Origin of the sequence: Mangrovactinospora gilvigrisea (assembly GCF_001879105.1) — a bacterium.
In the GTDB taxonomy this organism is placed as follows: domain Bacteria; phylum Actinomycetota; class Actinomycetes; order Streptomycetales; family Streptomycetaceae; genus Mangrovactinospora; species Mangrovactinospora gilvigrisea.
The window spans coordinates 1-23,019 of sequence record NZ_MLCF01000049.1; the positions used below are offsets into that span (position 1 = coordinate 1).

Sequence of the window (23,019 nt, forward strand, 5' to 3'; positions counted from 1 at the left end):
GGCGGCGGGGCTCCCCAGGGGCAGCAGGGCCAGCAGGGGCAGCAGGGTCGGCAGGGCGGGATGCCCGGTGGCGGCGGCATGCCCGGGCAGGCCGGGAACGGTGGCCGTCCCCCGTCCCAGCAGGGGCAGAACCAGGGCGGTGGCGGAACCCAGCGCCAGGGGATGCCAGGCGGCACCGGCGGGGGCGGCGGCGCCCGGACGGGCGGCGGAGCCGGAGGCGGAGGCGGCATGGGCGGGCTGCTCAACGGCGCCTCGGTCGGCTCGGCGCTCAAGTCGCTGCTCGCCGCGGACGCCTCCCGCTACACCTGGACGGCGGCGACCGTCGGCTCGCAGAACGCGGCGAGCTACCAACTGGCCGTCGGCCACGCGGTGATGGCGATCGGCGGCTTCAACGGGACCGATCCCTCGCCGACGCTCGCGCAGTTCCAGGCGTACGCGAAGGAGGGGAAGGTGCACTACTTCGTCGGCGGCAGCACCGGGCAGAGCGGCAGCAGCTCCTCGGCGACGAAGATCACCGCCTGGGTGAAGGCGCACTACACCGCGAAGTCGGTCGGCGGGACGACGGTCTACGACCTCACCGACCCGAAGTAGCGGCGTCCGGCACTGCCCGAACACCCGTTCCCAGCGGGGCTCAACCGCCCTGCTGGGGACGGGTTTTTGTCGTACCGTCGCGTTATCCTGGAACCAGACAAACCGAGGCGATACGGAGGCAACACGGAGGTGCCCATGCCCCCGACCCGGCCCCGAACCGGAACCAGGTCCTCGTTCCGCACACCCCGACCGCGCTCCACGACCGGCCGGACGACCGCGCTCCGCCGGCGGCCCGTCGCGAACTCCGCGATCACGCTGCCCGGCCCGCGGCCGCTGCCCGCGGGGCTGCCCCGCGAGTGGTACGTCCGGCACAACCGCCAGATCAAGGCGATGCGGATCGCCATCGCCCTGCTCAACTCCGGCATCTACACCCGCCAGCAGGCGGGGGACCCGCTCATCCGCGTCACCGCCGAGGCCATCGGCGTCCACCCCCCGTCCGCGACCACCTGCCACCTCGTCCGCACCCTGCTCCCCGACGCCCGCGGCCTCGCGGCCTGACGCGGCGGCCCCGTCCGCCTCCCCGGGGGACGGGGCCAACGGCCCTGCGGCGTCCGACGGTTGGCCTAGGCTGCTGCGCATGACCGATGTGGATGTGGACTGGGCCGAGGAGTCGCCGCACCTGATCCGGGCCCTGAACCGGGACGCCGGCTTCTACCGCCAGGCCGCCGCCCGGCTCGCGCCCGGGCGGCGGCTCGCGCTCGACCTCGGCTGCGGCCCCGGCGGCATGGCCACCGCGCTCGCCGAGAAGATCGTCCCGGCCGGCGGCCGGGTCGTCGGCGCGGACGGCGAGCCGACGCTCCTCGACCACGCCCGCCGCCGGGCCGCCGCGCTCGGCGGCCCCGCCGCCCGCGCCGAGTTCGCCCAGGTCGACCTCGGCGAGGGCACCGATGCGCTGCGCGCCGCCCTCCGCGGCCCGGACGGCGCCGCCGCCGCGCCCGACCTCATCTGGTCCGCCGCCGTCGTCCACCACCTCCCCGACCAGCAGGGCGCCCTCGACGGCCTCGCCGAACTCCTCGCCCCCGGCGGGCTGCTGGCCGTCAGCGAGGGCGGCCTGCCGCTCCGCCAGCTGCCCCGCGACCTCGGCCACGGCATCGCCCCCGGCCTGGAGTCCCGGCTGGAGGCGGCGAACAACCGCTGGTTCGACGGGCTGCGCGACGGCATGCCCGGCTCCGTCCCGATGCCCTACGGCTGGGACGAGGCGCTGCGCCGCGCCGGCCTCGCCGACGTCACCACCCGCAACGTCCTCCAGGAGCGCGCCGCGCCGCCCGGCAGCGAGGCGATGGCCGACGTCCTCGCCGTCATCGGCAACCTGGGCGCCAAGCTCGCCGAGCTCGGCCTCATCGACGCGCAGGACGCCGACGCCTGCCGGCGCCTCACCGACCCCGAGGACGCCGCCTGGCTCGGCCGCCGCGCCGACGTCTACCAGCTCACCGTCCGCGGCATCCACCTCGGCACCCGCGCCCCCGCCCGATGAGCGCCGGCACGGTCGACTCCGCGGGCGCCGCGGACGCGGTGGAGCCCGCCGGTGATCCGCTGGAGCTGGTGCGCGCCCGCGGCGGGGCCGCCCAGCTGTGTGTGCTGCACCGGGGCAGGCCCGTCCTCGACGAGGCCGTCAACTGCCGCCCCGACGACCTGTTCTGGACCTTCTCGGCGAGCAAGCCGCTGGTGGCGCTGGTGGTCCATCAGCTCGCCGAGCGGGGCGAGCTGGGCCCGGACGGGCTGGACACCCCGGTCGCCGCGCACTGGCCCGAGTTCGCCGCCCGCGGCAAGGAGGGCATCACCGTCCGCCATGTGCTGCGGCACCGGGCCGGCGTGCCCGTCTCGCGCGGCGCGCTCGGCGACGCGCTGAGGATGACGGACTGGCCGCGCGCGGTGCGCGCCGTGGAGGAGGCCGAGCCGATCCATCCGCCCGGCGAGGGCCCCGCCTACCACTTCCTCAACTTCGGCACCATCCTGGGCGAGTTGGTGCGACGCGTCACCGGCGAGCCCGTCGACGTCCGGATGCGTGCGACCCTCCTCGACCCGCTGGGCCTGGACGACCTGCACCTCGGCCTGCCCAGGGCGCTGCGCCCCCGGGCCGTGCCCATCCGGGTGGAGCTGCCCGGCCGCCGCTGGGCCGCGCGCCGCGCCGCCCAGCTGTGGCTCAACCGCGGGCGGCTGCGCGGCGCGGTGGTGCCCGGCGCGGGGGTCTCCGCCAATGCCCGTGATCTGGCCCGCCTCTACCAGGCGCTGCTGGACGGCGGCGCCGGCCCGGACGGCACCCGGGTGCTGGAGCCCGCGACGGTCGCCGAGGCGCGCCGCCCGTCCACCGAGGGCGAGCGGGACCGCTTCCTCGGCTTCCCGGTGCGCTGGGCGCAGGGCTTCCAGCTGGGCGGGCCCACCGACGACCCGCGCCACCCGCGGGCGATGGGGGCGCTCAGCAGCGCGCTGACGTTCGGCCACAACGGCAGCAACTGCTGCATCGCGTGGGCCGATCCGACGCGCGAGCTGGTCTTCGTCCACCTGACGAACCGGCTGCCGGGCTCGCCGGGCCGGCTGCACCAGATCGCGGTGGCGGACGCGGTGCTCGCCGGGTACCCGCCGCGGGAGAAGGCGTCGTGAGGTCGGCGGTTCGGCCGCGGACGCCGGCCGACCTCCCGGGCTGCGTCGCGGCGCTGGCCGCCGTCCACGAGGCGTCCCGCTACCCGGTGGCCTGGCCGTCCGACCCGACCCGCTGGATCACCACCGCCGCGACCCGACACGCCTGGGTGGCGGAGGCCGGCGGCGCGGTGGCCGGCCACGCGGCCCTCACCGCGACATCCGCCGACCTGGCCGCGGCGGCCGGTCTCCCGGCGGACGAACTGGGTTCCGTCGCCCGCCTCTTCGTCGCCCCGGCGGCCCGCGGCCGCGGCCTCGCCGCGGCCCTGCTGGATGTCTGCGAGGCGGCGGCCCGGGCGGACGGCCGGCGGCCGGTGCTGGAGGTGGAGTCCTCCGCGGCCGCCGCCATCCGCCTCTACGAGCGGGCCGGCTGGCGCCGCGTCAGCACCCGCGCCGCATCATGGACGGCTCCCACAGGCAGCCCCGCCGTCATGCACGCGTACCTCGCACCCTGCAGGGGCGCGGGGAACTGCGCGAGTGGCCACATGTGACCGCAACCCGGCGGTGAACCGCACCCCCGCCGGCGCTCACACCACCCGAACCCCCCGCACCCCGTCCGCCACCCGCAGCGCGGCCAGCGTCGACGCGGTCGCCCGCGGCGACTGCACCGTCGAGACGATCCGCACCTTCGCGTCGATCGCCTCCCGGCCGATGTCGAACAGGTGGTAGCCGCGGTGCGCGTCGACCACCTTCCAGTGCGGGTTGTCGTCCATCAGCGGGTCCCACTGCGCATGGAACGCCGCCTGGTCCTGGTCCCCGTTGGAGCTGATCGAGGTGCCCACGAACTCCGCGCCCACCACCGCCGAGCCCGGATCCGCGAAGTCCCGCTTCAGGTCGCTGATCTGCGTCAGGTGCCGGTCCCCGGAGAGCACCACCGGATTGCGCACCGACGCGAACCGCGCCATCAGCTCGTTGCGCTCCGCCTGGTAGCCGTCCCAGGCGTCGTAGAACCACAGCTTGCCGGGGCCGTCCTGCATGTCGGTCTCGGCCATCATGATCTGCGAGGCGACCACGTTCCAGCGGGCCGGCGTGCGCGTCATCCCGTCCAGCAGCCACGCCTTCTGACGCGCGCCCACCATCGTCAGCAGCGGGTTCTTCGCGGCCTCCTGGGAGGTGACCTGGTCGCTGCGGTACTGCCGGGTGTCCAGGACGTTCAGCCGGGCCAGCCGCCCCCACTCCAGGCGCCGGTACATCCGGATGTGCGGCCCGTCGGGGATCGCCGAGGCGCGCACCGGCATGTGCTCGTAGTAGGCCTGGAACGCCGCCGCCAGCCGCGCCGCGAACGCCTCCGGCGACTGCTTGTCGGGGTCCTGCGGGACCGTCCCCGCCCAGTCGTTGTCCACCTCGTGGTCGTCGAAGGTGACGATCCACGGCGCCGCCGCGCGCATCGCGGCGAGGTCCGGGTCCTGGTGGTACTGGGCGTAGCGGTTGCGGTACTGCTCCAGCGCCACCGGCTCGCCGGAGCCCTCGTGGACGCGTACCGCGCTCGCGGACGGGGCCGACTCGTAGATGTAGTCGCCGACGAAGAGCACCGCGTCCGGGTCCTGCTCGCGCATGTCGGCGTACGGGGTGAACCAGCCCTGCTGCCAGTTCTGGCAGGACGCCAGCGCCAGCCGCAGCCGCCCGCCGGAGGCGTGCGCCGGCGGCGCGGTGCGCGTCCGGCCGGCGGGGGAGAGGCGGCCCTCGGCGCGGAACCGGTACCAGTACTCGCGGTCCGGGGCGAGCCCGTTCGCCTCGGCGTGCACGGCGTGGCCGAGCTCCGGGACGGCCCGCGCCGTCCCCCTCCGCACGATCCGCCGGAACCGGGGGTCGGCGGCGACCTCCCACTCCACCCGCACCGGACGGCCAGGCATCCCGCCGCCGTGCAGCGGGTCCGGCGCCAGCCGCGTCCACAGCACCACCCCGTCGGGCAGCGGATCGCCCGAGGTGACCCCGAGGGTGTAGAGGTCCTCCGGCAGCCTGGACGGCGACGCCGCGCGCGCCCGCGTCGCACCGCCGGCCAGCTGGCCCGCGGCCAGCGCCGCACCCAGCGCGGCGCCCCCGCCCATCACCCGTCGTCTCGAGACCGCACGCTCCGCCATTCGAACCCGCTCTCCTCGACCGCCACTTGACCAACCCCAGAAGGTCAACAGGCGGGAAAGGAGTCGACGTGACGCTCACATGTTCCTTATGTGAACGCCAAATTGACGACACGTCCGATTGACCGCGGATCCGCACGGACCTACCGTTACCAGCGAGTAAGTGATCGTGCACATGCCACATCCCCCGAGCCGTGGAGGACATCGTGCGCATCCGACCCCTCGCGCTGGCGGCAGCGGCCGCCTTAACCGCGTCCCTCGCCACCGCGACCGCCACCGCGACCACCGCCGGGGCCGCCGACCGGAACGACGCCGGCACCCAGTACGTCGCCCTCGGCGACTCCTACTCCGCGGGGGTCGGCTCCGGCAGCGCGCTCTCCGGCGGCGTCAGCGGCTGCGGGCAGACCACCGGCGCCTACCCCTACCTCTACGACCAGGCCACCGCCCCCGGCTCCTTCTCCTTCCAGGCCTGCGGCGGCGCCGTCACCTCCGACGTCGTCAACAACCAGCTCGGCACGCTCGGTCCGGGCACCACCCTGGTCAGCATCACCGTCGGCGGCAACGACGTCGGCTTCTCCTCGGTCATGGAGACCTGCCTGACCAGCAGCGACAGCACCTGCCTCAGCACCATCGCGACCGCCGAGCAGGAGGCGCGGAACCAGCTGCCCGCCAAGCTGGACACCACCTACGCGGCCATTCGCGCCAAGGCCCCCAACGCCGATGTGGTCGTGCTGGGCTACCCCGAGTTCTACGACACCGCCAAGGGCTCCTGCCTCGACCTGATGGACGCCGCCAAGCGGGCCGCCGTCGACCAGGGCGCCGACCTCCTCAACGGCGTCGTCCGGGGCGAGGCCGCCAAGTACGCCGGCTTCGGCTACATCGACGTGGTCTCCCGCTTCGCCGGCCACGAGATCTGCGACTCCAGCCCGTGGATCAACAACTGGTACGGCCTCAGCGGCCCGTTCCACCCGACCACCGCGGGCCAGACCGGCGGCTACCTCCCGGCGTTCGAGTCCGGGATCTGAGCGGCCCCGCCGCCCGGCGGATCGTCCGCCGCCTTCAGCGCCACCCCGGTGCGCCCCAGCCGCCGCGCCCGCCGCATCAGGTCCACCAGGCGGTGCGCGGCGGCCTCGTACGACAGCCCCAGCGGCGGGCGGACGTTGGAGACGCAGTTGCGCTCGGCGTCCACCGTCCGCCCCGGCCGCGGATCCAGCGTCAGATACACCCCCAGCGAATCCGCCGCCGAGAGCCCCGGACGCTCCCCGATCAGCACTGCCACCAGCGGCGCCCGCACCGCCGCCGCCACCTCGTCGCCCAGCGCCACCCGCGCCTGCGACGCCAGCACCACCGGCGCCACCCGCGTCCCGTCCGCCGCCAGGCCCGCCGCCACCGCGCCCAGCAGCGGCGCCGCATGCGCATGGACGGCCCGCACCGACAGCCCGTCCGCCACCACCAGCACCACGTCCCAGGGCCCGCCGCGGGTCGCCTCGGCCAGCCGCTCCGCCTCGCCGTCCGCCAACCGCCGCCCCAGGTCGGGCCGCTGCAGATAGGTCAGCCGGTCGGCCGCCGCACTGCGCACCCGCACCGCGCCCGGCAGCCCGCGCTCCCGCAGCGCGCCCTCCACCCGCTCCGGGCGGAACTCCGCGTGCACCGCGTCCCGCGCCTCCGCCAGCGCCCCCTGCAACTCCAGCCGGTGACGGGTCGGCAGGCCCCAGCCGGCCCGGCCCAGCCCGATCCGCGCGCTGGTGCGCGCCCGCAGCGCCGTCCACACCTCGTCCGCGCCCGTCCCCCCGCTCATCGGCCCGCCGCCCCCAGCTCCAGCAGCGGGTGCCCCTCGGACGGGCCCAGCTCCCGCACCCGCCCCGCCGCGTCCAGCAGGCCCACGTCCGCCAGCCACGCCTCGAACTCCGGCGCCGGGCGCAGCCCCAGCACCTCCCGCAGATAGAGCGCGTCGTGGTAGGAGGCCGACTGGTAGTTGAGCATCACGTCGTCCCCGCCGGGCGTGCAGATCACGAAGGACACCCCGGCCGCCCCCAGCATGGTCAGCATCGTCCCGATGTCGTCCTCGTCGGCGTCCGCGTGATTGGTGTAGCAGACGTCCACACCCATCGGCACGCCCAGCAGCTTGCCGCAGAAGTGGTCCTCCAGCGCGGCCCGCAGGATCTGCCGGCCGTCGAAGAGGTACTCCGGGCCGATGAACCCCACCACCGTGTTGACCAGCAGCGGGTCGTAGCGCCGCGCCACCGCGTAGGCCCGCGCCTCCAGCGTCTGCTGGTCGACGCCGTGGTGCGCGCCGGCCGAGAGCGCGCTGCCCTGCCCGGTCTCGAAGTACATCGCCTGGCCGCCGACCGTGCCGCGGCCCAGCCGCCGCACCGCGTCGTGCGCCTCGTCCAGCATCGCCAGCGTCACCCCGAACGCGGCGTTCGCCGCCTGCGTCCCGGCGATCGACTGGAAGACCAGGTCGACCGGGGCGCCCCGCTCCATCAGCCCCAGCGTGGTGGTGACATGGCACAGCACGCAGGACTGCGTCGGGATGCGGTAGCGCTCGATCACCCCGTCGACCAGCTCCAGCAGCGCCCGCGCCCGCTCCGGGCCGTCGCCGGCCGGGTTGATGCCGATCACCGCGTCCCCGCAGCCCAGCAGCAGCCCGTCGAGGATCGCCGCCGCCACGCCCGCCGGATCGTCCGTCGGATGGTTGGGCTGCAACCGGGTCGCCAGCCGCCCCGGCAGGCCGACGGTGGAGCGGAACGCGGTGACCACCCGCGCCTTGCGCGCCACCGCGACCAGCTCGGCGTTGCTCATCAGCTTGGAGGCCGCCGCGACCATCTCCGGCGTCAGCCCGCGCGCCACCGCCGCGAGTCCGGGCCCGTCCGCGCCCAGCAGCCACTCCCGGAACCCGCCCACCGTCTGCGCGGCCAGCGGCGCGAACGCCGCCGCGTCATGGCCGTCCAGGATCAACCGGGTGACGTCGTCCGCCTCGTAGGGCACCACCGGCTCCGCCAGGAACCGGCCCAGCTCCACCTCGGCGAGCGCGCGGCGGGCCGCCACCCGCTCCTGCTCCGAACCGGCCGCCACCCCCGCCAGCGCGTCCCCCGACCGGCCCGGCGACGCCGCCCCCAGCAGCCGCGCCAGCCCGTCGAACCGGAACCCCCGCCCGCCCACCGTGCCCCGATACCGCACCATGCGCCCGACGGTAGCCAACCCCGCCCCGGCGCACCAGAACCCCCGGTGCGACGATCGGACCCGCAGCCGTCCCCCTGGAGGTCACCATGGATTCGCGCCCGGAGCCCCGCGCGGTGCTCGTCACCGGAGCCTCCCGCGGCATCGGCCGCGCCGTCGCCCAGGCGTTCGCCGCCCGCGGCGACCGGGTCGCCGTCCACTACGGCTCCCGCCGCGCCGACGCCGAGCAGACGCTCGCCGCCCTCCCCGGCACCGGCCATCTGCTCGCCCCGGCCGACCTCGCCGACCCGGAGGACGCCCGGGCGCTGGTCGAGCGGGCCGCGGACGGGCTCGGCGGGCTGGACGTGCTCGTCAACAACGCCGCCGTCAACCTCCCGCACCCGCTCCCCGAGACCGGCTACCGGGAGTGGCAGGACGCCTGGCGGCGCACCGTCGACGTCAACCTGCTGGGCACCGCCAACGTCAGCTACTGCGCGGCCCGCAGCATGATCGACCGTCAGGTGCCCGGCCGGATCGTCACCATCGGCTCCCGCGGCGCCTACCGCGGCGAGCCCGACCACCCGGCGTACGGCGCCACCAAGGCGGCGCTGCACGCGCTGGGCCAGTCGCTGGCGGTCTCGCTCGCGCCGCACGGCATCGCCGTCGCCTCGGTGGCGCCCGGTTTCGTCGCCACCGAGCGGGTCGCCGACCGGGTCACCGACGAGGTCCGCGCGCAGAGCCCGTTCGGCCGGGTCGCCGAGCCCGCCGAGATCGCCGCCGCGGTGCTCTACCTCGCCTCGCCCGAGGCCCAGTGGACCTCCGGCGCCGTCCTCGACGTCAACGGCGCCTCCTACCTGCGGTAGCCCGGCCCGGACAGGACCTAGGCGCGGACCTCGACAGTGCGGGCCGCCTTGTCGTGCAGGCCGCGGGTGTCGCGGTCCCACACCACGGCCGGGATCACCAGCAGCAGCAGGAAGGTGCGGATCAGCGCCTGCACCACGGTCGCCCGGGCGCCGCCCAGGCCGATCACCCGCAGCCCGAAGATCCGCTTGCCGGGGGTGGTGCCGGTGGTGCCGACCAGCACCACCGACATCAGCAGGAAGAGGCCCGAGGTGCAGATCGAGGCGAGCCCGGTGTCGCCGCGGGCGATCAGCTGGGTCGCGATCAGCTGGCAGAGCACCCAGTCGATGAAGACGGCGCCGAGCCGGCGGCCCGTCGGGGCGATGGAGCCGGGGCCGTCCTCGGGCAGCCCGAGGCGCTTCCCGCGGTAGCCGAAGTCGGCGCCCGCATCCTCCGCCGCGGCCTGCGGTCCGGAGATCCACGACCCCAGCGCTTTCCTCGTGTCGTCCACGCGACCTACGGTAGCCCGCGCGTTTGGGGTCTTTTCGGGCGGGGTCCCCGGGCTGGGGCCGCGCCGGGCCCGCGCCGCGCCCGCGCCGAGCGCGCGGAACCGATTCCAGGCCCCCTGATCTCGCCAGTTAACACACCGGAAACAACCGGGTCACGGTCGGGAAACCGGCATCCCCTACCTTCTCCGGGAATGTGCCAGCCCCCGGCCACCTACGATGACGTAACCGAGCCGCGCCGGGGCCACGGCCAGCGCGAGGAGAGTGTGGATGTTCCAGAACGCCGACGAGGTGAGCCGGTACATCGCGGACGAGGACGTCAAGTTCGTCGACGTCCGCTTCTGCGATCTGCCGGGGGTCATGCAGCACTTCACGGTGCCGGCGCAGACCTTCGAGCCGGACGAGACACTGATGTTCGACGGATCCTCGATCCGCGGCTTCCAGGCGATCCACGAGTCCGACATGGCGCTGGTGCCGGACCTGTCGACCGCCCGCGTCGACCCGTTCCGCCGGGACAAGACCCTCAACGTCAACTTCTTCATCCACGACCCGGTGACCGGTGAGCAGTACAGCCGCGACCCGCGCAACGTGGCGAAGAAGGCCGAGGCCTACCTGGCCTCGTCCGGCATCGCCGACACCGCGTACTTCGGGCCTGAGGCGGAGTTCTACGTCTTCGACGAGGCCCGCTTCGAGACGAAGGCCAACGGCGCGTTCTACCACATCGACTCCGAGGCGGGCGCCTGGAACACCGGCGCCGCCGAGACCGGGGGCGGCCGCAACCGCGGCTACAAGGTCCGCTACAAGGGTGGCTACTTCCCCGCCCCGCCGGTCGACCACTTCGCCGACCTGCGCGCCGAGATCTCCCTCGAACTCGCCAACTCCGGCCTCGAGGTCGAGCGCCAGCACCACGAGGTCGGCACCGCCGGCCAGGCGGAGATCAACTACAAGTTCAACACGCTGCTCGCCGCGGCCGACGACCTGATGCTCTTCAAGTACATCGTGAAGAACGTCGCCTGGCGCAACGGCAAGACGGCCACCTTCATGCCGAAGCCGATCTTCGGCGACAACGGCTCGGGCATGCACTGCCACCAGTCGCTGTGGACCGCCGGCTCCCCGCTCTTCTACGACGAGCAGGGCTACGCGGGCCTCTCCGACACCGCCCGCTACTACATCGGCGGCCTGCTCAAGCACGCCCCGTCGCTGCTGGCCTTCACCAACCCGACGGTGAACTCCTACCACCGCCTGGTGCCGGGCTTCGAGGCGCCGGTCAACCTGGTGTACTCGCAGCGCAACCGCTCCGCGGCGATCCGCATCCCGATCACCGGGGCCAACCCCAAGGCCAAGCGCATCGAGTTCCGCGCGCCCGACCCGTCGTCCAACCCCTACCTGGCCTTCTCGGCGATGCTGCTGGCCGGCCTGGACGGCATCAAGAACAAGATCGAGCCCGCCGAGCCGGTCGACAAGGACCTCTACGAGCTCCCGCCGGACGAGCACGCCGCGGTCGCCCAGGTCCCCGCCTCCCTCGACGCGGTCCTCGACTCCCTGGAGTCCGACCACGAGTACCTCCTCGAGGGCGGCGTCTTCACCCAGGACCTCATCGAGACCTGGCTCGACTACAAGCGCGAGAACGAGATCGCCCCCCTCCGCCTCCGCCCCCACCCCCACGAGTTCGAGATGTACTTCGACCTCTGATTCGACCCCGCACGCCCCGAACGGGCGGCGTTCCCCTTGAGGGACGCCGCCCGTTCGGCGTTCGCCGACATAGTCGGGTGCGCGCAATTGTCAGTCCTACGCGCTAGCGTTCCGCCGTTCATGGGACGCCCCGGCGGTGCGCCAACACCCCGGGGCTTGGCCAGTCGCGAGAGGACTGACATGACGAAGTCTGCCATCCATGTGGAGGACGGGCGTGCCTCCGAGGGCGCTCTGCGCGCCGTCAACTACCTCCGGGTGTCCAAACGGGAGCAGGCCGCGGGGTACGGCATTGCCTATACCGGGAAGAAGACCGCCGAGTACATCCGCGGCAAGGGCTGGGATCTTGTTGCCACCTTCAAGGACGCCGGAGAGTCCGGGATGCTTCCCTGGCGCGAACGCGCGGGCGCGGCCGGGTTGATGCGGTTGGCCGAGCAGATGCCCTCTCCGTTCGACGTTGTGGTCGTCTTCGAGAGCCGGGCGATCGGTCGCACCAGCCGTGCCTTCTGGAGCTGGGTCTGGAGGCTTCAGGACCTCGGGGTGCACCTCGCCATCGTCGATGAGGACGTGGACAACACGTCGGACGAAGGCGAGGCCCGCATGAGGGAGATGGCGGACGAGGCGTTCAAAGAACTTGCCCGGATCCGGAAGCGAAGCCAGGACGGCCTCCAGGAGAAGGCGGAATCGGGCGGCTTCCCCGGGGGAGCACCTCGCTATGGGTATCGGATCGAGAATCAAGGGCGGCGCGGTGAGCAGCGGCTGGTGCCCGATCGCTGCGACGGCGGCTCCGCGTGTTCCGCGGTGCGCCCCTGCATGACCGTCCACGAGGCAGATGTCCTTCGCAGAGCGCACCAACTGGTTGTCACGGGCCAGGGCAACTTCCGCAAAGCCGCGCTCGAGCTCAATGCCGAGGGATTGCTGACTCGTTCGGGCAGCCCGTGGACGCACGCCAATCTCCGAAGCAGGCTGCTCAATGACGACTTCCTCGGCGGCCGCTATGTCTTCCGCGCCGCCGGAAACGCCGAACTCGGCCGGGACGGCGCCCCGGCGTGGGGCGAGTCGGTCGCCCTCGCGCTGGAACCCGTGCTCTCGCAGCAGGAGGTGCGGGAACTCCTGGTCCTGAAAGGCAGAAAGGCGCGCCGTTCGACCACCCGGCCGGGTGGCGTCTACAGCCTGCCCCGCCGCATCACCAGCCCCTGCGGAAAGCACTACGTGGGCGCGACCTCCTCCGCCTGGGGCCGTCGGACCTACCAGTGCGCCGGAAAGTCCGAGGCGTACCCGGGTGCGCCGGTCTGCTCCTGCTCACAGCTGGCCGCGGACGGCGTCGAGGGCTGGGCGTGGAACGCCGCTCGCACCCTCGTCGAGGACCCCGATCGGTTGGCCTCCCTCACGGCAGACTGGATCTCGCGGGGACAGCAAGCCTCCCCGGACTACTCGCGCCGGCTGGCCGATATCGACCGCAGGATTGCGGAGCAGTTCGACGCGATCGACGTGGCTGTGGCGGTGGCGGCGACACGGGCGACCCGCAGGGGACTGACGGGGGAATCGGCCCGGGGCGCGGTGGAGAAGGCGCTTCGGCCGCTGGAGAGGGAACTGAGGAGTCTTCAGCACCACCGCACCGAGATCGAGGGATGGTGTGCGGACGCCGCACTCGCCGATCGGAGTCCGGGCGATATTCGAGCGCTCCTTGTCACGGACCCCGCCGATGTTGATCCGGAGAGCAAACGGGAGGTCTTTGCCCTGCTCGACCTTCGGATTCAGGTCAAGGGAAATCGGCGCCATCGGGGCGGCAGGGACTGCCCGGTGGCAGCGTGGTTCCGGGAGCGCGGCCGAGTTGTCCCCAACCTCACCGATGGGGCGTGGGCGAGGGCAGCCGTTGCGGTTCCTGTTGCTGACGGCGGAACCGTCCCCCGCCAGAGCGGCGCCATCGCGCCGAGGGACGTGCTGGCCGCTCTGCTCGACAAGGCCCGAACGGGCTGCTCATGGAACACCGCGGGCGCCAGGTCCGGCACCCGCGGTCTTCGTGCTCACTGGTTGAGGTGGACGGTATCGGGCCGCTGGGAGGCGGCCATGGAAGCGATGCAGCACTCTGACGGGGTCCCGGCGTACGACCCCCGGCCGTTGCCGCCGATGGAGATGACGTGGCGGCTCAGCGGCGGAATCCTCAGCGTGGTCCCTTAGGCATCTTGCGGGACATTCCCTTGGGCAAAGGACCCTTTGGGACGGGCATCCGCGACATGAGGTCGCCCATGGCGCGGAGGCGGTCGTTGGTTTCGGTGACCTGGGCGCCGGTGATCACTCGGGGCAGCTTCATCAGCGTGGTCTGCAGCTTCTTGAGCGGGACCTGGCCCTCGCCCTCGCCGACGACGATGTCCTGCACCGGGACGTCTGCCACCACGCGCTGCATCTTCCGCTTCTCGGCGGCCAGCAGCGTCTTCAGCCGGTTCGGGTTGCCCTCGCCGACCAGGACGATGCCGGGCTTGCCCACCGCGCGGTGGACGACGTCCTGGGCGCGGTTCGCCGCGACCGCCGGCGTCACCACCCAGCCGCGCTTCAGATTGTTGAGCACCGCGGCGGCGGCTCCCGCCTGGCCGTCCATCTGGCCGAAAGCCGCCTTCTCGGCGCGTCGTCCGAAGACGATCGTCGCAGCCAGGAAGGCCAGCACGAAGCCGAGAACGCCCAGGTAGACGGGGTGTCCGATGAGGAAGCCGACGCCGAGGAGCACACCGAAGACCACGATCGCGATGGCCCCAAGAATCAGACCGATCTGCGGATCGGTCTTCTTGGTCATCGTGTACGCCAGGCGGATCTGCTGCAGCCGCCCGGGATTCTCGGAGTTGTCCTTCCTCGCCATGGAGGAAAGGATACGTGCCGTTCAGCCCCGCGAGGAACGGGGCTCGACGGGCGCGGCGCCGCGCGCCGCCAACTCCGCCAGCATCCGCTCCGCCCGCTGCCGCTCCGCGGCCCGCTCGCGGTCCGCGCAGACCGCCGCGTAGGCGTTGCGCCGCGCGCCCTCCCGGACGCGGGCGCCGAGGGCGTCCGCGAGCCGGGCGAGCCCGCTCACCGGTGCCAGTGCGATTCCTCGCATGGGTGCTCCCCTCCCCAGATGAGGGCCGCGACGGCGGATCCGCCGGAACACGCCCACCGTCGCGACCCTGTGTTAGCAGCCGGTTGCCGGAGCGTCAATTTCCGGCGATTTGTTCCCGTCAGCCGGGGTCACACGAGCGGCAGCGCCGCGCCTTCCCCGCGCTTCTCGACGGCCTGCTGGTACAGCCGCCCCGCCCGGTACGACGAGCGCACCAGCGGCCCCGACATCACCCCGGCGAAGCCGATCTCCTCGGCCTCCTCCTTCAGCTCCACGAACTCCTGCGGCTTCACCCACCGGTCGATCGGGTGGTGCCGCAGCGTGGGCCGCAGGTACTGGGTGATGGTGATCAGCTCGCAGCCCGCCTCGTGCAGGTCCTGCAGCGCCTGGGAGATCTCCGCGCGCTCCTCGCCCATCCCGAGGATCAGGTTGGACTTGGTGACCAGCCCGGCCTCGCGGGCCTTGGTGATCACGTCGAGGGAGCGCTCGTAGCGGAAGCCCGGACGGATCCGCTTGAAGATCCGCGGCACCGTCTCCACGTTGTGCGCCAGCACCTCCGGACGGGACCCGAACACCTCGGCGAGCGCCGCCGGCTCCGCGTTGAAGTCCGGGATCAGCAGCTCGACGCCGGTGCCCGGGGTGGTGGCGTGGATCTGCCGGACCGTCTCGGCGTAGAGCCAGGCGCCCTCGTCCTCCAGGTCGTCCCGGGCCACGCCGGTGATCGTCGCGTAGCGCAGCTCCATCGTCCGCACCGACTCGGCGACGCGCCGCGGCTCGTCGCGGTCCAGCGGCTGCGGGCGGCCGGTGTCGATCTGGCAGAAGTCGCAGCGCCGGGTGCACTGGTCGCCGCCGATGAGGAAGGTGGCCTCGCGGTCCTCCCAGCACTCGAAGATGTTGGGGCAGCCGGCCTCCTGGCAGACCGTGTGCAGGCCCTCGCGCTTCACCAGGCTGTGCAGCTCGGTGTACTCGGGGCCCATCTTCGCCCGGGTCTTGATCCACTCGGGCTTGCGCTCGATCGGGGTCTGGCTGTTCCGGACCTCCAGGCGCAGCATCTTCCGACCGTCGGGTGCGACAGCGGACATGCGGGACTCCTTAGATTTGACGGTTCGTCGACATTGACGGACGGACGAGGGGGACGGGGAGCGTCCCCGCATGGTCTCAGGACATCGCGGCGGCCCCGTCGGCGGCCTGCGGCCGCGCCCGCTCCGGGGCCCGCTCGGCGAGCCCCTCGAAGACCTCCCGCAGATGCGTCTCCACCAGCGGCAGCACCTCGGCGATGGTGACCCGGCGGCCGAGCTCCCCGCTGAGCGAGGCGACGCCCGCGTCCCGGATCCCGCACGGCACGATCCGGTCGAAGCAGGCCAGCTCGGGGTCGCAGTTGAGGGCGAAGCCGTGCATGGTGACGCCCTTGGCGATGCGCACCCCGATCGCGGCGAGCTTGCGGTCGGCGCCGCGCTGCCCGGCGTTGGAGGGGGCGTACTCGGGGCCCTGCAGACGCGGGTCGCCGATCACCTCGGCCTCGGCGGGACGGCCCACCGCGCTGCCCATCCGCAGGTCCAGCCCGCCCAGCTCGGAGCGGCCGGCCATGTCCACGGAGGCGCCGAGCACCCACACGCCGCTGCGGCCGGCCACCCGGGTCGTCTCCAGGCCCAGGTCGGCGCAGGTGCGGATGAGCACCTCCTCCAGCCGCCGCACATAGGCGACGACGTCCCAGGGCTCGGGGAGGCGCAGGATCGGGTAGCCGACCAGCTGGCCGGGGCCGTGCCAGGTGATCTCGCCGCCGCGGTCCACGTCGATCACCGGGGTGCCGTCCAGCGGGCGGTCCTCGGGGCGGGTGCGCCGGCCCGCGGTGTAGACCGGGGGATGCTCCAGGAGCAGCGCCGTGTCGGGGATGTCGTCGGCGGCGCGTGCGGCGTGCAGCCGCCGCTGCTCCTCCAGGGCCGTCTCGTACGGCACCGCATCGTCACCGAATCCGGCCCGGACGAGCCGCAGTTGTGCCACCGTCACTCCGCCGTCACTCCCACTGTGCGACTCCGCCACCGGCCGCGGTGCGCGCCCCGTCCCGGGGGTGCGGCAGGCCGCCGCCGGTGCTGCCATAGATGCAACTGTACGTGCCGCGCGGGGCATTCCCGGAACCGCCCTGTACCACGGTCCCGACCTGCTTCGGACCGGGCGCGCCGGGGCGTGCGCCCCGGCGTTCACCCATAAGGGCGGTTGTCCTTGCACGAGCCCCCGCAAAGGGTCCCGGACCACTAGATTCTGCCCTACGGAGTCGTCCCGGAATGATCCCGACCACTTGTGCGCCACGCCTTCCCCACCTCGCGTCACACCTGCCCCACCTGCGGCGCCGTCGGGGCGCCTCGGACCGATTCGACGACAGCAGCGGTATCAGGCACAGATACAGCAGAAGCGGAATCGCGGAAGGTGGGCCGGCATGGCGGAGCGCGTACCGAACCGGCAGCTCGCGGCGCTGATCGCGGAGGCCGGGTTCTCGCATGCCGGCCTCGCCCGACGCGTCGATCAGCTCGGCCTGGAGCACGGCATCGACCTGCGGTACGACAAGACGTCGGTCACCCGGTGGCTCCGCGGGCAGCAGCCGCGCGGGGCCACCCCGGCCCTGCTGGCGGAGGTCTTCACCCGGCGGCTCGGCCGCCGCCTCTCGGCGCAGGATCTGGGGCTGGAGACCTGCGCCCCGGTCTACGCCGGGCTGGAGTTCGCGGCCGGCCCGGCCGAGGCCGTGGAGATCGTCAGCAGCCTCTGGCGGAAGGACACCGGCCCGCACTCGGATCTGCACCGGGTGGCCTTCACCCCCGCCGGGCTCGTCGTCCCCAGCCGCGACTGGCTCATCGGCCGGGCCGACGAGAAGGTCGCCCGCGGGGACGACGGCTCCGGGGTGGCGCCCGCGCCGGCCTGGTCGGCGGCGATCCCGCGGCAGGCGGCGCCGCCCGCCGCGGCGCGGTCCGCGGGCGCCAAGCCCCAGCCGTCACCGGCGGGTTCGGCCCGCACGGCGCCGCAGGGCGGCCACGGCGCGCAGGGCGGCCGCGAGCCGGAGTCCGGTGCGGGCGCGGGTGCGGCGGGTGCGGGTGCGGACGCCAAGGCGGAGGGAGGCCGCCGCCCCGAGCCCCCGGCCGCCGGCGCGCTCCGCGGCCGGGTCCACTCCGGCGACGTGGCGGCGGTGATGGCCGTCGGCGAGCTCTTCCGCGCCCTCGACCACGCCTACGGCGGCGGCCACGCCCGGCACGCGCTCGTCCGCTATCTGGAGGGCGAGGCCGAGCCGATGCTGCGCGCCCGCTACAGCGAGAGCATCGGGCGGGCGCTCTTCGGCGCGGTCGCCGAGCTGGTGCGGCTCGCCGGGTGGACGTCCTTCGACATCGGCTCGCACGGCCTCGCCCAGCGGTACTACGTCCAGGCGCTGCGGCTCTCCCAGGCCGCGGGAGACCGGGTGCACGGCGGCTATGTGCTGGCCAGCATGAGCCGGCAGGCGGTCCACCTCGGCCACGGCAAGGAGGCGGTGCAGCTGGCCCGCGTCGCCCAGCAGGGCTCGGGCCCGGGGGCGCCGGCGGCGGTCTCGGCGATGATGCACGCCACGGAGGCGGCGGGGCACGCGGTGCTGGGCGACGAGCGGTCCTGCCTGGCCGCGCTGGCGCGCGGCGAGCACACCGTCGCGAAGGCCCGCCCGGGCGACGCGGCGCCGGGCTGGGTGACGTTCTTCGACGAGGCCGAGTTCGCGGACGAGTGCGCGCACTGCCACCTCGCGCTGGGGCGCTACCGGGCGGCGGTGCAGCACGCGGAGCGGTCGCTGCGGCTGCGGAGCGCGAAGTACGCGCGGAGCCAGGCGCTGTGCCGGCTGGTGCTGGCGAACGCGTGGCTGGGGCTGGGGGACGTCGACCGGGCGTGCGCGTGCGCGGCGGAGGCGATGGACCAGGTGGCGGCGATGCGGTCGGCGCGGGCGGTGGAGCGCGTCCAGCAGTTCGTCGGACGGCTCGCGCCGTACCGCGACGCGGCCGCGGCCCGAGCGCTCGCCGACCGGGCGGCGGCCCTGCTCGCGTAGGCCGCGGCGCGCACCCGTCCGTCGGCGTGGGGTCGGCTGCCGTCGCGCGGTCCGCGCGGTGCCCGGTCCGCCGCCCCTCCGCCCCGGCACCCCACCCGGGCGCTGCGCGCCCGAAAGCAGCCTGCCTGCACCCGGACCCCACCGGGGCGCTGCGCGCCCGAAGGCGGCCTGTCGGCGCGCGGCATCCGGCGCTCCACCGGGGCGCTGCGCGCCCGAAGGCGGCCTGTCGGCGCGCGGCATCCGGCGCTCCACCGGGGCGCTGCGCGCCCGAAGGCGGCCTGTCGGCGCGCGGCATCCGGCACTCCACCCGTCCGTCGGCGTGGGGTCGGCTGCAGTCGCGCGGTCCGTGCGGTGCCCGGTCCGCCGCCCCTCCGCCCCGCCGCCCCACCCGGGCGCTACGCGCCCAAAGGGCGGGTGGGGCGGAGGGGCGGCGTAGCGGGGCCCGGTGCGGTCGTGGCGCGCTATGCCGCGGCGGGCAGGCGGATGCCCAGGTCCGTCAGGACCTGGTCGGCGGCGCGCCGGCCCGACGCGAGCGCGCCCACCGCATTGCCGACGTCCCGATGGTCCCCGCACACATAGAGCCCGCCCAGCAGCCGCACCGGCCGCCGCAGCACCGCCGGCGCGTCCATCGCCGGCACCGCGTCCGGCGCCATCGCCCCGCCCAGGTACTCCCAGCCGCCCGCCGCCGTCCCGAACAGCTGGCCGAGCCGCCGCCGCACCCCCGCCTCGGGGACGCGCCGCGCCGCCGCCCCCAGCAGCACCGTCCCGATCAGCGCCGCCCCCTCCGGCGCGCATCCCGGGTCCAGATCGCTCACGATCATCGCGTGCGAGACCAGCGCGCCCCGCTCCCCGTCCAGCACCAGCGACCGCTCCGCCCCCGCGCCGTCCAACTCCCGCCGCGGCACCGCGTGGTAGAGCGTCCGCACCGGCAGGAACCGCGGCCGGCGCAGCCCCGGCAGCAGCCGCTCCGCCGCGTCCGCCCCGGTGGCGACCACCACCGCCCGCGCCGCGAAGGTGCCGTGACGGGCCGTCCGCACCCCGTCCGCGGCGACCGACACCACCTCCACGCCGGTCCGCACCACCGGGTCCAGCCCCTCCACCAGCCGCCGCGGCAGCGCCGGCGCACCGCCGACCGGCATCGCCAGATCGCCCCGCGCGAAGCCCCGCAGCGCCTGCTCCGCGCAGCGGCTGCTGCAGCGCAGCGCCGGATCGAAGAGCAGCGCCGCCAGCAGCGGCCGCACCGCGGCCCAGTCGCGCAGCGGCCCGCGCCCCGGCACCTCCGCGGCCGTCGTCTCCTGCCTGCCGACGCCCCGTCCGCCCGGGGCCTGCTCGGCGGCGAGCCGCCCCAGCGCCGCGGCCAACCGGGCCCGCTCCAGCGTCTCCGGGGCCAGCGCCGGCCCCGCGGCGTACGCCTCGCGGACGCCGCGGTGCTCGCCGGTGCGGCGCAGCCGGCCGCCGGAGTAGAGCAGCACGCCGGGCCGCAGCGCCCGCAGCGGCACCGGCCGCGTCCCGCCGAGGAGTTCGCGCAGCCGCGGCTCGGGGACGTTCAGCAGCAGGGGCCCCCGGTCCAGGCGGAAGCCGTCCCGCCACACGGCGGCGAGCCGGCCGCCGATCCCGGGGCCCGCCTCCAGCACGGTGACGTCCAGCCCGGCCCCGGTGAGGCGGCGCGCCGCCGCGAGCCCGGCGGCTCCGGCGCCGACCACCACCACGTCCGAGCGGCGAGCAGAGTGGTCCCCCATCGCGTCCTCCTAGGGAAGGTCCGGCCCTGCTTCGGTCTTCCCACCCGATGAGGCGATGATGCCCTGATCCGACAGAACGTCAGATACCGTCCGGCCGCCGACCGGTACAGCCCTGGTCCCGGCGTACGGGGACGTTCAGCAGAAGCGCTCCCAGACCCGCGGCACCCGGTTCGCCAGCGCCTGCGGGTCGCGCAGGTCCAGCGGCGGGCCCTCGGGCCGCTCCGGCTCCGGGATGCCGAGCTCGGGCAGCTCGTCGCCGGTGAGGCGGTCGTACGCCTCGTCCGCCGCCCAGCCCAGCTCCTCGGCGTCGCCGTCGATGTCCTCGTCGAAGCGGCGGAGCAGGTCGGCGAGGGAGTCGGGGTCGTCGACCGCGCCCTCGTAGACCGCCCGGCCCTGCCCGATCAGCCAGCAGCGGAACGCCTCGAAGTCGTCCTCGTCCGCCTCGCCCAGCAGGACGGCCGCGGCCGCCCACAGGCCCCAGGTGTAGGACCGGGTCAGCCGCAGCTCGAAGAGCCGCGCGAAGTCCACGACTTCCTCGGGGGACAGCTCGGCGAGGCGCTCGACCAGGCGCTCGGCGTGGTCGACCGGATCCCCCTGCGCGGCCTTGCGGGTCGCGTCGATGATCCGCCAGAACTCCGACTCATACATCACGTCCCCAAGGATCGCTGCCCGGGCGCCGTATCGCACGGGTAATGCGCCGCGCGGCGCACAACCGGCACTGTCCTTCTCATCGGGGAGCCATATGAACGCCGCACGCACGACAGCGCGGCGCCCCGGCCGCAGGGGCCGGGGCGCCGTGCTGTCGGGCAGTCGCTCAGAGGTTCAGGTCGCCCTCGAAGGCGCCTTCCTCCAGGCGGGCCTTGACGGTGCCTAGGAAGCGGGCCGCGTCGGCGCCGTCCACCAGGCGGTGGTCGTAGGTCAGGGCCAGGAAGACCATGTCGCGGATGGCGATGGTCTCGCCCAGCTCCTCCGACTTGACCACGACCGGGCGCCGCACGGTGGCGCCGATGCCCAGCATGCCGACCTGCGGCTGGTTGAGGATCGGCGTGTCGAACAGCGCGCCGCGCGAGCCGGTGTTGGTCACCGTGAAGGTGCCGCCCGCCAGCTCGTCCGGCTTGATGCCGCCGTTGCGGGTGCGGTTGGCCAGGTCGGCCGTCTTCTTGGCGAGCCCGGCGATGTTGAGGTCGCCGGCGCCGTGGATGACGGGGACGAAGAGGCCCTTCTCGGTGTCCACCGCGATGCCGATGTTCTCGACGTCGAAGTAGGTGATCGTCTCGTCGTCGTTGACCTTGGCGTTCAGCTCCGGGTGGACCTTGAGCGCCTCGGCCGCGGCCTTGACGAAGAACGGCATCGGCGAGAGCTTGACGCCCTCGCGCGCCTGGAAGCCGCTCTTGGCGCGCTGACGCAGCGTCATGATGCGGGTGACGTCCACCTCGACCACGGTGGTGAGCTGCGCCGAGACCTTCAGCGACTCGACCATGTGCTTGGCGGTCGCCTTGCGGATCCGGCTCATCTTCACCGTCTGGCCGCGCAGCGGGGACGGGGCGACGGGGGCCGGGGCCTTGCCGGCCGCGGCCGGGGCGGCGGCCTGGGCCGGGGCGGCAGCGGCGGCCTTGGCGGCCTCCGCGGCGGCGAGCACGTCCTGCTTGCGGATCCGCCCGCCGACGCCGCTGCCCTGGACGGAGCCCAGGTCGATGCCGTTCTCGGCGGCCAGCTTGCGCACCAGCGGGGTGACGTAGGGGGCCTCGTCACCGTTGACCGCCGCGGCGGGGGCGGCCGGAGCGGCCGCGGGCGTCGGAGCCGGAGCGGCCGGGGTGGCCGCGGGCGCCGGAGCCGGAGCGGCCGGGGTGGCCGCGGGCGCCGGAGCCGGGGCGGCCGGGGCCGGAGCAGCCGGAGCAGCGGGGGCCGGAGCCGGGGCAGCCGGAGCCGGAGCGGCGGGGGCCGGCGCGGCCTCCTGCGCGGGCGCGGGCGCCGCGGCGGGGGCCGGAGCGGCGGCAGCGGCACCGGGCGCGCCGATGACGGCCAGCTCGGCGCCGACCTCCACCGTCTCGTCCTCGGCGACGGAGATCTTCAGCAGCGTGCCGGCGACCGGCGACGGGATCTCGGTGTCGACCTTGTCCGTGGAGACCTCGAGCAGCGGCTCGTCGGCCTCGACGGTGTCGCCCTCGGCCTTCAGCCAGCGGGTGACGGTGCCCTCGGTGACGGACTCGCCCAGCGCGGGCAGCGTCACCGGGGTGCCGGCGGCGTCCGACGGCGCGGCGTCCGACGGCGCGGCGGCCGGAGCCGGGGCGGCGGCCGGCGCGGCCTCCTGCGCGGGCGCGGCGGGCTCGGGGGCGGCGGCCGGAGCGGGCTCCGCCGCGGGCGCGGGCGCCTCGGCCGGCGCACCGGTGCCGTCGTCGATGACGGCCAGCTCGGCGCCGACCTCGACGGTCTCGTCCTCGGCGGCCTTGATGGAGGAGAGGATCCCGGCCGCGGGCGACGGGATCTCGGTGTCCACCTTGTCCGTGGAGACCTCGAGCAGCGGCTCGTCCGCCTCCACGCGCTCCCCCTCGGCCTTCAGCCAGCGGGTGACGGTGCCCTCGGTGACGCTCTCGCCGAGCGCGGGCAGTGTTACTGAGACCGGCATGGTGTCAGCGACTCCATT

21 protein-coding genes are annotated in these 23,019 nt (G+C 74.5%); 10 read left to right on the forward strand and 11 right to left on the reverse strand.

Going from position 1 to position 23,019, the window contains the following annotated elements; genetic code table 11:
• The 5 genes from BIV57_RS25100 to BIV57_RS10650 all read left to right on the forward strand — a co-directional run.
• A partial coding sequence (locus BIV57_RS25100) for a mannosyltransferase YkcB-related protein (protein ID WP_473234603.1) occupies positions 1-591 on the forward strand: 591 nt, incomplete at its 5' end.
• A gap of 135 nt (positions 592-726) precedes the next feature.
• The gene (locus tag BIV57_RS10635) at positions 727-1,089 is read left to right on the forward strand and encodes a hypothetical protein (protein WP_071656475.1); all 363 of its coding nucleotides are present in this window, start codon (positions 727-729) and stop codon (positions 1,087-1,089) included.
• 79 nt (positions 1,090-1,168) lie between these two features.
• Positions 1,169-2,065, forward strand: a complete 897-nt coding sequence (locus BIV57_RS10640; RefSeq protein ID WP_071656476.1) for a class I SAM-dependent methyltransferase — start codon at positions 1,169-1,171, stop codon at positions 2,063-2,065.
• Complete coding sequence (locus tag BIV57_RS10645; RefSeq protein WP_071656477.1) at positions 2,062-3,192, forward strand: serine hydrolase domain-containing protein; 1,131 nt, start codon at positions 2,062-2,064, stop codon at positions 3,190-3,192. Before BIV57_RS10640 ends, BIV57_RS10645 begins: the two co-directional genes overlap by 4 nt.
• A complete protein-coding gene (locus BIV57_RS10650; RefSeq protein WP_071656478.1) occupies positions 3,189-3,719 on the forward strand; it encodes a GNAT family N-acetyltransferase in 531 nt (176 codons plus the stop codon). The genes BIV57_RS10645 and BIV57_RS10650 overlap by 4 nt, the downstream gene beginning before the upstream one ends.
• Positions 3,720-3,755: 36 nt before the next feature.
• Here the strand turns inward: BIV57_RS10650 and BIV57_RS10655 are convergent, their stop codons facing one another.
• A complete protein-coding gene (locus BIV57_RS10655; protein ID WP_071656479.1) occupies positions 3,756-5,309 on the reverse strand; it encodes an alkaline phosphatase D family protein in 1,554 nt (517 codons plus the stop codon).
• Positions 5,310-5,512: 203 nt separating this feature from the next.
• Here BIV57_RS10655 and BIV57_RS10660 point away from each other — a divergent pair, with 203 nt between their 5' ends.
• Positions 5,513-6,331 (forward strand): SGNH/GDSL hydrolase family protein, encoded by an 819-nt coding sequence (locus BIV57_RS10660; protein WP_071656514.1) that lies wholly within the window; start codon positions 5,513-5,515, stop codon positions 6,329-6,331.
• Here BIV57_RS10660 and eutC read toward each other — a convergent pair.
• Positions 6,301-7,104 carry an ethanolamine ammonia-lyase subunit EutC gene (gene eutC, locus BIV57_RS10665; RefSeq protein ID WP_071656480.1) on the reverse strand — a complete coding sequence of 268 codons (804 nt, stop codon included), beginning with the start codon at positions 7,102-7,104 and terminating at the stop codon, positions 6,301-6,303. The two genes, BIV57_RS10660 and eutC, sit on opposite strands and share 31 nt — an antisense overlap.
• On the reverse strand, positions 7,101-8,489 hold the full coding sequence (locus tag BIV57_RS10670) for an ethanolamine ammonia-lyase subunit EutB (protein ID WP_071656481.1): 1,389 nt from the start codon (positions 8,487-8,489) through the stop codon (positions 7,101-7,103). The genes eutC and BIV57_RS10670 overlap by 4 nt, the downstream gene beginning before the upstream one ends.
• 86 nt (positions 8,490-8,575) lie before the next feature.
• Between BIV57_RS10670 and BIV57_RS10675 the strand changes: the two genes are divergently transcribed.
• Complete coding sequence (locus BIV57_RS10675; protein ID WP_071656482.1) at positions 8,576-9,328, forward strand: SDR family NAD(P)-dependent oxidoreductase; 753 nt, start codon at positions 8,576-8,578, stop codon at positions 9,326-9,328.
• Between the two features lie 17 nt (positions 9,329-9,345).
• Here the strand turns inward: BIV57_RS10675 and BIV57_RS10680 are convergent, their stop codons facing one another.
• Positions 9,346-9,816, reverse strand: coding sequence for an RDD family protein (locus BIV57_RS10680; protein ID WP_071656483.1), 471 nt, complete (start codon positions 9,814-9,816; stop codon positions 9,346-9,348).
• Between the two features lie 265 nt (positions 9,817-10,081).
• On the opposite strand from BIV57_RS10680, the gene glnA reads away from it, so the two are divergent.
• The gene (gene glnA, locus BIV57_RS10685; protein ID WP_071656484.1) at positions 10,082-11,503 is read left to right on the forward strand and encodes a type I glutamate--ammonia ligase; all 1,422 of its coding nucleotides are present in this window, start codon (positions 10,082-10,084) and stop codon (positions 11,501-11,503) included.
• Positions 11,504-11,683: 180 nt separating this feature from the next.
• Positions 11,684-13,681 (forward strand): recombinase family protein, encoded by a 1,998-nt coding sequence (locus BIV57_RS10690; RefSeq protein WP_071656485.1) that lies wholly within the window; start codon positions 11,684-11,686, stop codon positions 13,679-13,681.
• Here the strand turns inward: BIV57_RS10690 and BIV57_RS10695 are convergent.
• The 4 genes from BIV57_RS10695 to lipB all read right to left on the reverse strand — a co-directional run bounded on the left by BIV57_RS10695 (position 13,665) and on the right by lipB (position 16,586).
• Positions 13,665-14,354: a DUF4191 domain-containing protein gene (locus BIV57_RS10695; protein ID WP_071656486.1), complete on the reverse strand. Its 690-nt coding sequence runs from the start codon at positions 14,352-14,354 to the stop codon at positions 13,665-13,667. The genes BIV57_RS10690 and BIV57_RS10695 overlap by 17 nt on opposite strands.
• 21 nt (positions 14,355-14,375) lie before the next feature.
• Positions 14,376-14,588, reverse strand: a complete 213-nt coding sequence (locus tag BIV57_RS10700; protein ID WP_139275586.1) for a hypothetical protein — start codon at positions 14,586-14,588, stop codon at positions 14,376-14,378.
• A gap of 128 nt (positions 14,589-14,716) precedes the next feature.
• Entirely contained in the window at positions 14,717-15,667 is a 951-nt protein-coding gene (gene lipA / locus BIV57_RS10705; protein WP_071656488.1) for a lipoyl synthase, read from the reverse strand.
• Between the two features lie 76 nt (positions 15,668-15,743).
• Positions 15,744-16,586, reverse strand: a complete 843-nt coding sequence (gene lipB / locus BIV57_RS10710; protein WP_071656515.1) for a lipoyl(octanoyl) transferase LipB — start codon at positions 16,584-16,586, stop codon at positions 15,744-15,746.
• A 433-nt stretch (positions 16,587-17,019) separates the two neighbouring features.
• On the opposite strand from lipB, the gene BIV57_RS10715 reads away from it, so the two are divergent.
• On the forward strand, positions 17,020-18,636 hold the full coding sequence (locus BIV57_RS10715) for an NsdA family TPR-like regulatory protein (protein WP_071656489.1): 1,617 nt from the start codon (positions 17,020-17,022) through the stop codon (positions 18,634-18,636).
• Positions 18,637-19,097: 461 nt separating this feature from the next.
• On the opposite strand, the gene BIV57_RS10720 is transcribed toward BIV57_RS10715, so the two are convergent.
• The 3 genes from BIV57_RS10720 to sucB form a co-directional block, all read right to left on the reverse strand.
• On the reverse strand, positions 19,098-20,375 hold the full coding sequence (locus BIV57_RS10720; protein ID WP_071656490.1) for an FAD-dependent oxidoreductase: 1,278 nt from the start codon (positions 20,373-20,375) through the stop codon (positions 19,098-19,100).
• Between the two features lie 135 nt (positions 20,376-20,510).
• On the reverse strand, positions 20,511-21,023 hold the full coding sequence (locus BIV57_RS10725; RefSeq protein WP_071656491.1) for a DUF4240 domain-containing protein: 513 nt from the start codon (positions 21,021-21,023) through the stop codon (positions 20,511-20,513).
• Positions 21,024-21,189: 166 nt separating this feature from the next.
• Positions 21,190-23,001, reverse strand: coding sequence for a 2-oxoglutarate dehydrogenase, E2 component, dihydrolipoamide succinyltransferase (gene sucB / locus BIV57_RS10730; RefSeq protein ID WP_071656492.1), 1,812 nt, complete (start codon positions 22,999-23,001; stop codon positions 21,190-21,192).
• Positions 23,002-23,019 lie beyond the last annotated feature (18 nt).

What these genes read in the sequence shown, in the direction of transcription:
- BIV57_RS10635 (WP_071656475.1), top strand. Translation starts at nt 727, where the DNA reads ATGCCCCCGACCCGGCCCCGAACCGGAACCAGGTCCTCGTTCCGCACA.
- BIV57_RS10640 (WP_071656476.1), top strand. Translation starts at nt 1,169, where the DNA reads ATGACCGATGTGGATGTGGACTGGGCCGAGGAGTCGCCGCACCTGATC.
- BIV57_RS10645 (WP_071656477.1), top strand. Translation starts at nt 2,062, where the DNA reads ATGAGCGCCGGCACGGTCGACTCCGCGGGCGCCGCGGACGCGGTGGAG.
- BIV57_RS10655 (WP_071656479.1), bottom strand. Translation starts at nt 5,309, where the DNA reads ATGGCGGAGCGTGCGGTCTCGAGACGACGGGTGATGGGCGGGGGCGCC.
- eutC (WP_071656480.1), bottom strand. Translation starts at nt 7,104, where the DNA reads ATGAGCGGGGGGACGGGCGCGGACGAGGTGTGGACGGCGCTGCGGGCG.
- BIV57_RS10670 (WP_071656481.1), bottom strand. Translation starts at nt 8,489, where the DNA reads ATGGTGCGGTATCGGGGCACGGTGGGCGGGCGGGGGTTCCGGTTCGAC.
- BIV57_RS10675 (WP_071656482.1), top strand. Translation starts at nt 8,576, where the DNA reads ATGGATTCGCGCCCGGAGCCCCGCGCGGTGCTCGTCACCGGAGCCTCC.
- glnA (WP_071656484.1), top strand. Translation starts at nt 10,082, where the DNA reads ATGTTCCAGAACGCCGACGAGGTGAGCCGGTACATCGCGGACGAGGAC.
- BIV57_RS10690 (WP_071656485.1), top strand. Translation starts at nt 11,684, where the DNA reads ATGACGAAGTCTGCCATCCATGTGGAGGACGGGCGTGCCTCCGAGGGC.
- BIV57_RS10695 (WP_071656486.1), bottom strand. Translation starts at nt 14,354, where the DNA reads ATGGCGAGGAAGGACAACTCCGAGAATCCCGGGCGGCTGCAGCAGATC.
- BIV57_RS10700 (WP_139275586.1), bottom strand. Translation starts at nt 14,588, where the DNA reads ATGCGAGGAATCGCACTGGCACCGGTGAGCGGGCTCGCCCGGCTCGCG.
- lipA (WP_071656488.1), bottom strand. Translation starts at nt 15,667, where the DNA reads ATGTCCGCTGTCGCACCCGACGGTCGGAAGATGCTGCGCCTGGAGGTC.
- BIV57_RS10715 (WP_071656489.1), top strand. Translation starts at nt 17,020, where the DNA reads ATGGCGGAGCGCGTACCGAACCGGCAGCTCGCGGCGCTGATCGCGGAG.
- BIV57_RS10720 (WP_071656490.1), bottom strand. Translation starts at nt 20,375, where the DNA reads ATGGGGGACCACTCTGCTCGCCGCTCGGACGTGGTGGTGGTCGGCGCC.
- BIV57_RS10725 (WP_071656491.1), bottom strand. Translation starts at nt 21,023, where the DNA reads ATGTATGAGTCGGAGTTCTGGCGGATCATCGACGCGACCCGCAAGGCC.
- sucB (WP_071656492.1), bottom strand. Translation starts at nt 23,001, where the DNA reads ATGCCGGTCTCAGTAACACTGCCCGCGCTCGGCGAGAGCGTCACCGAG.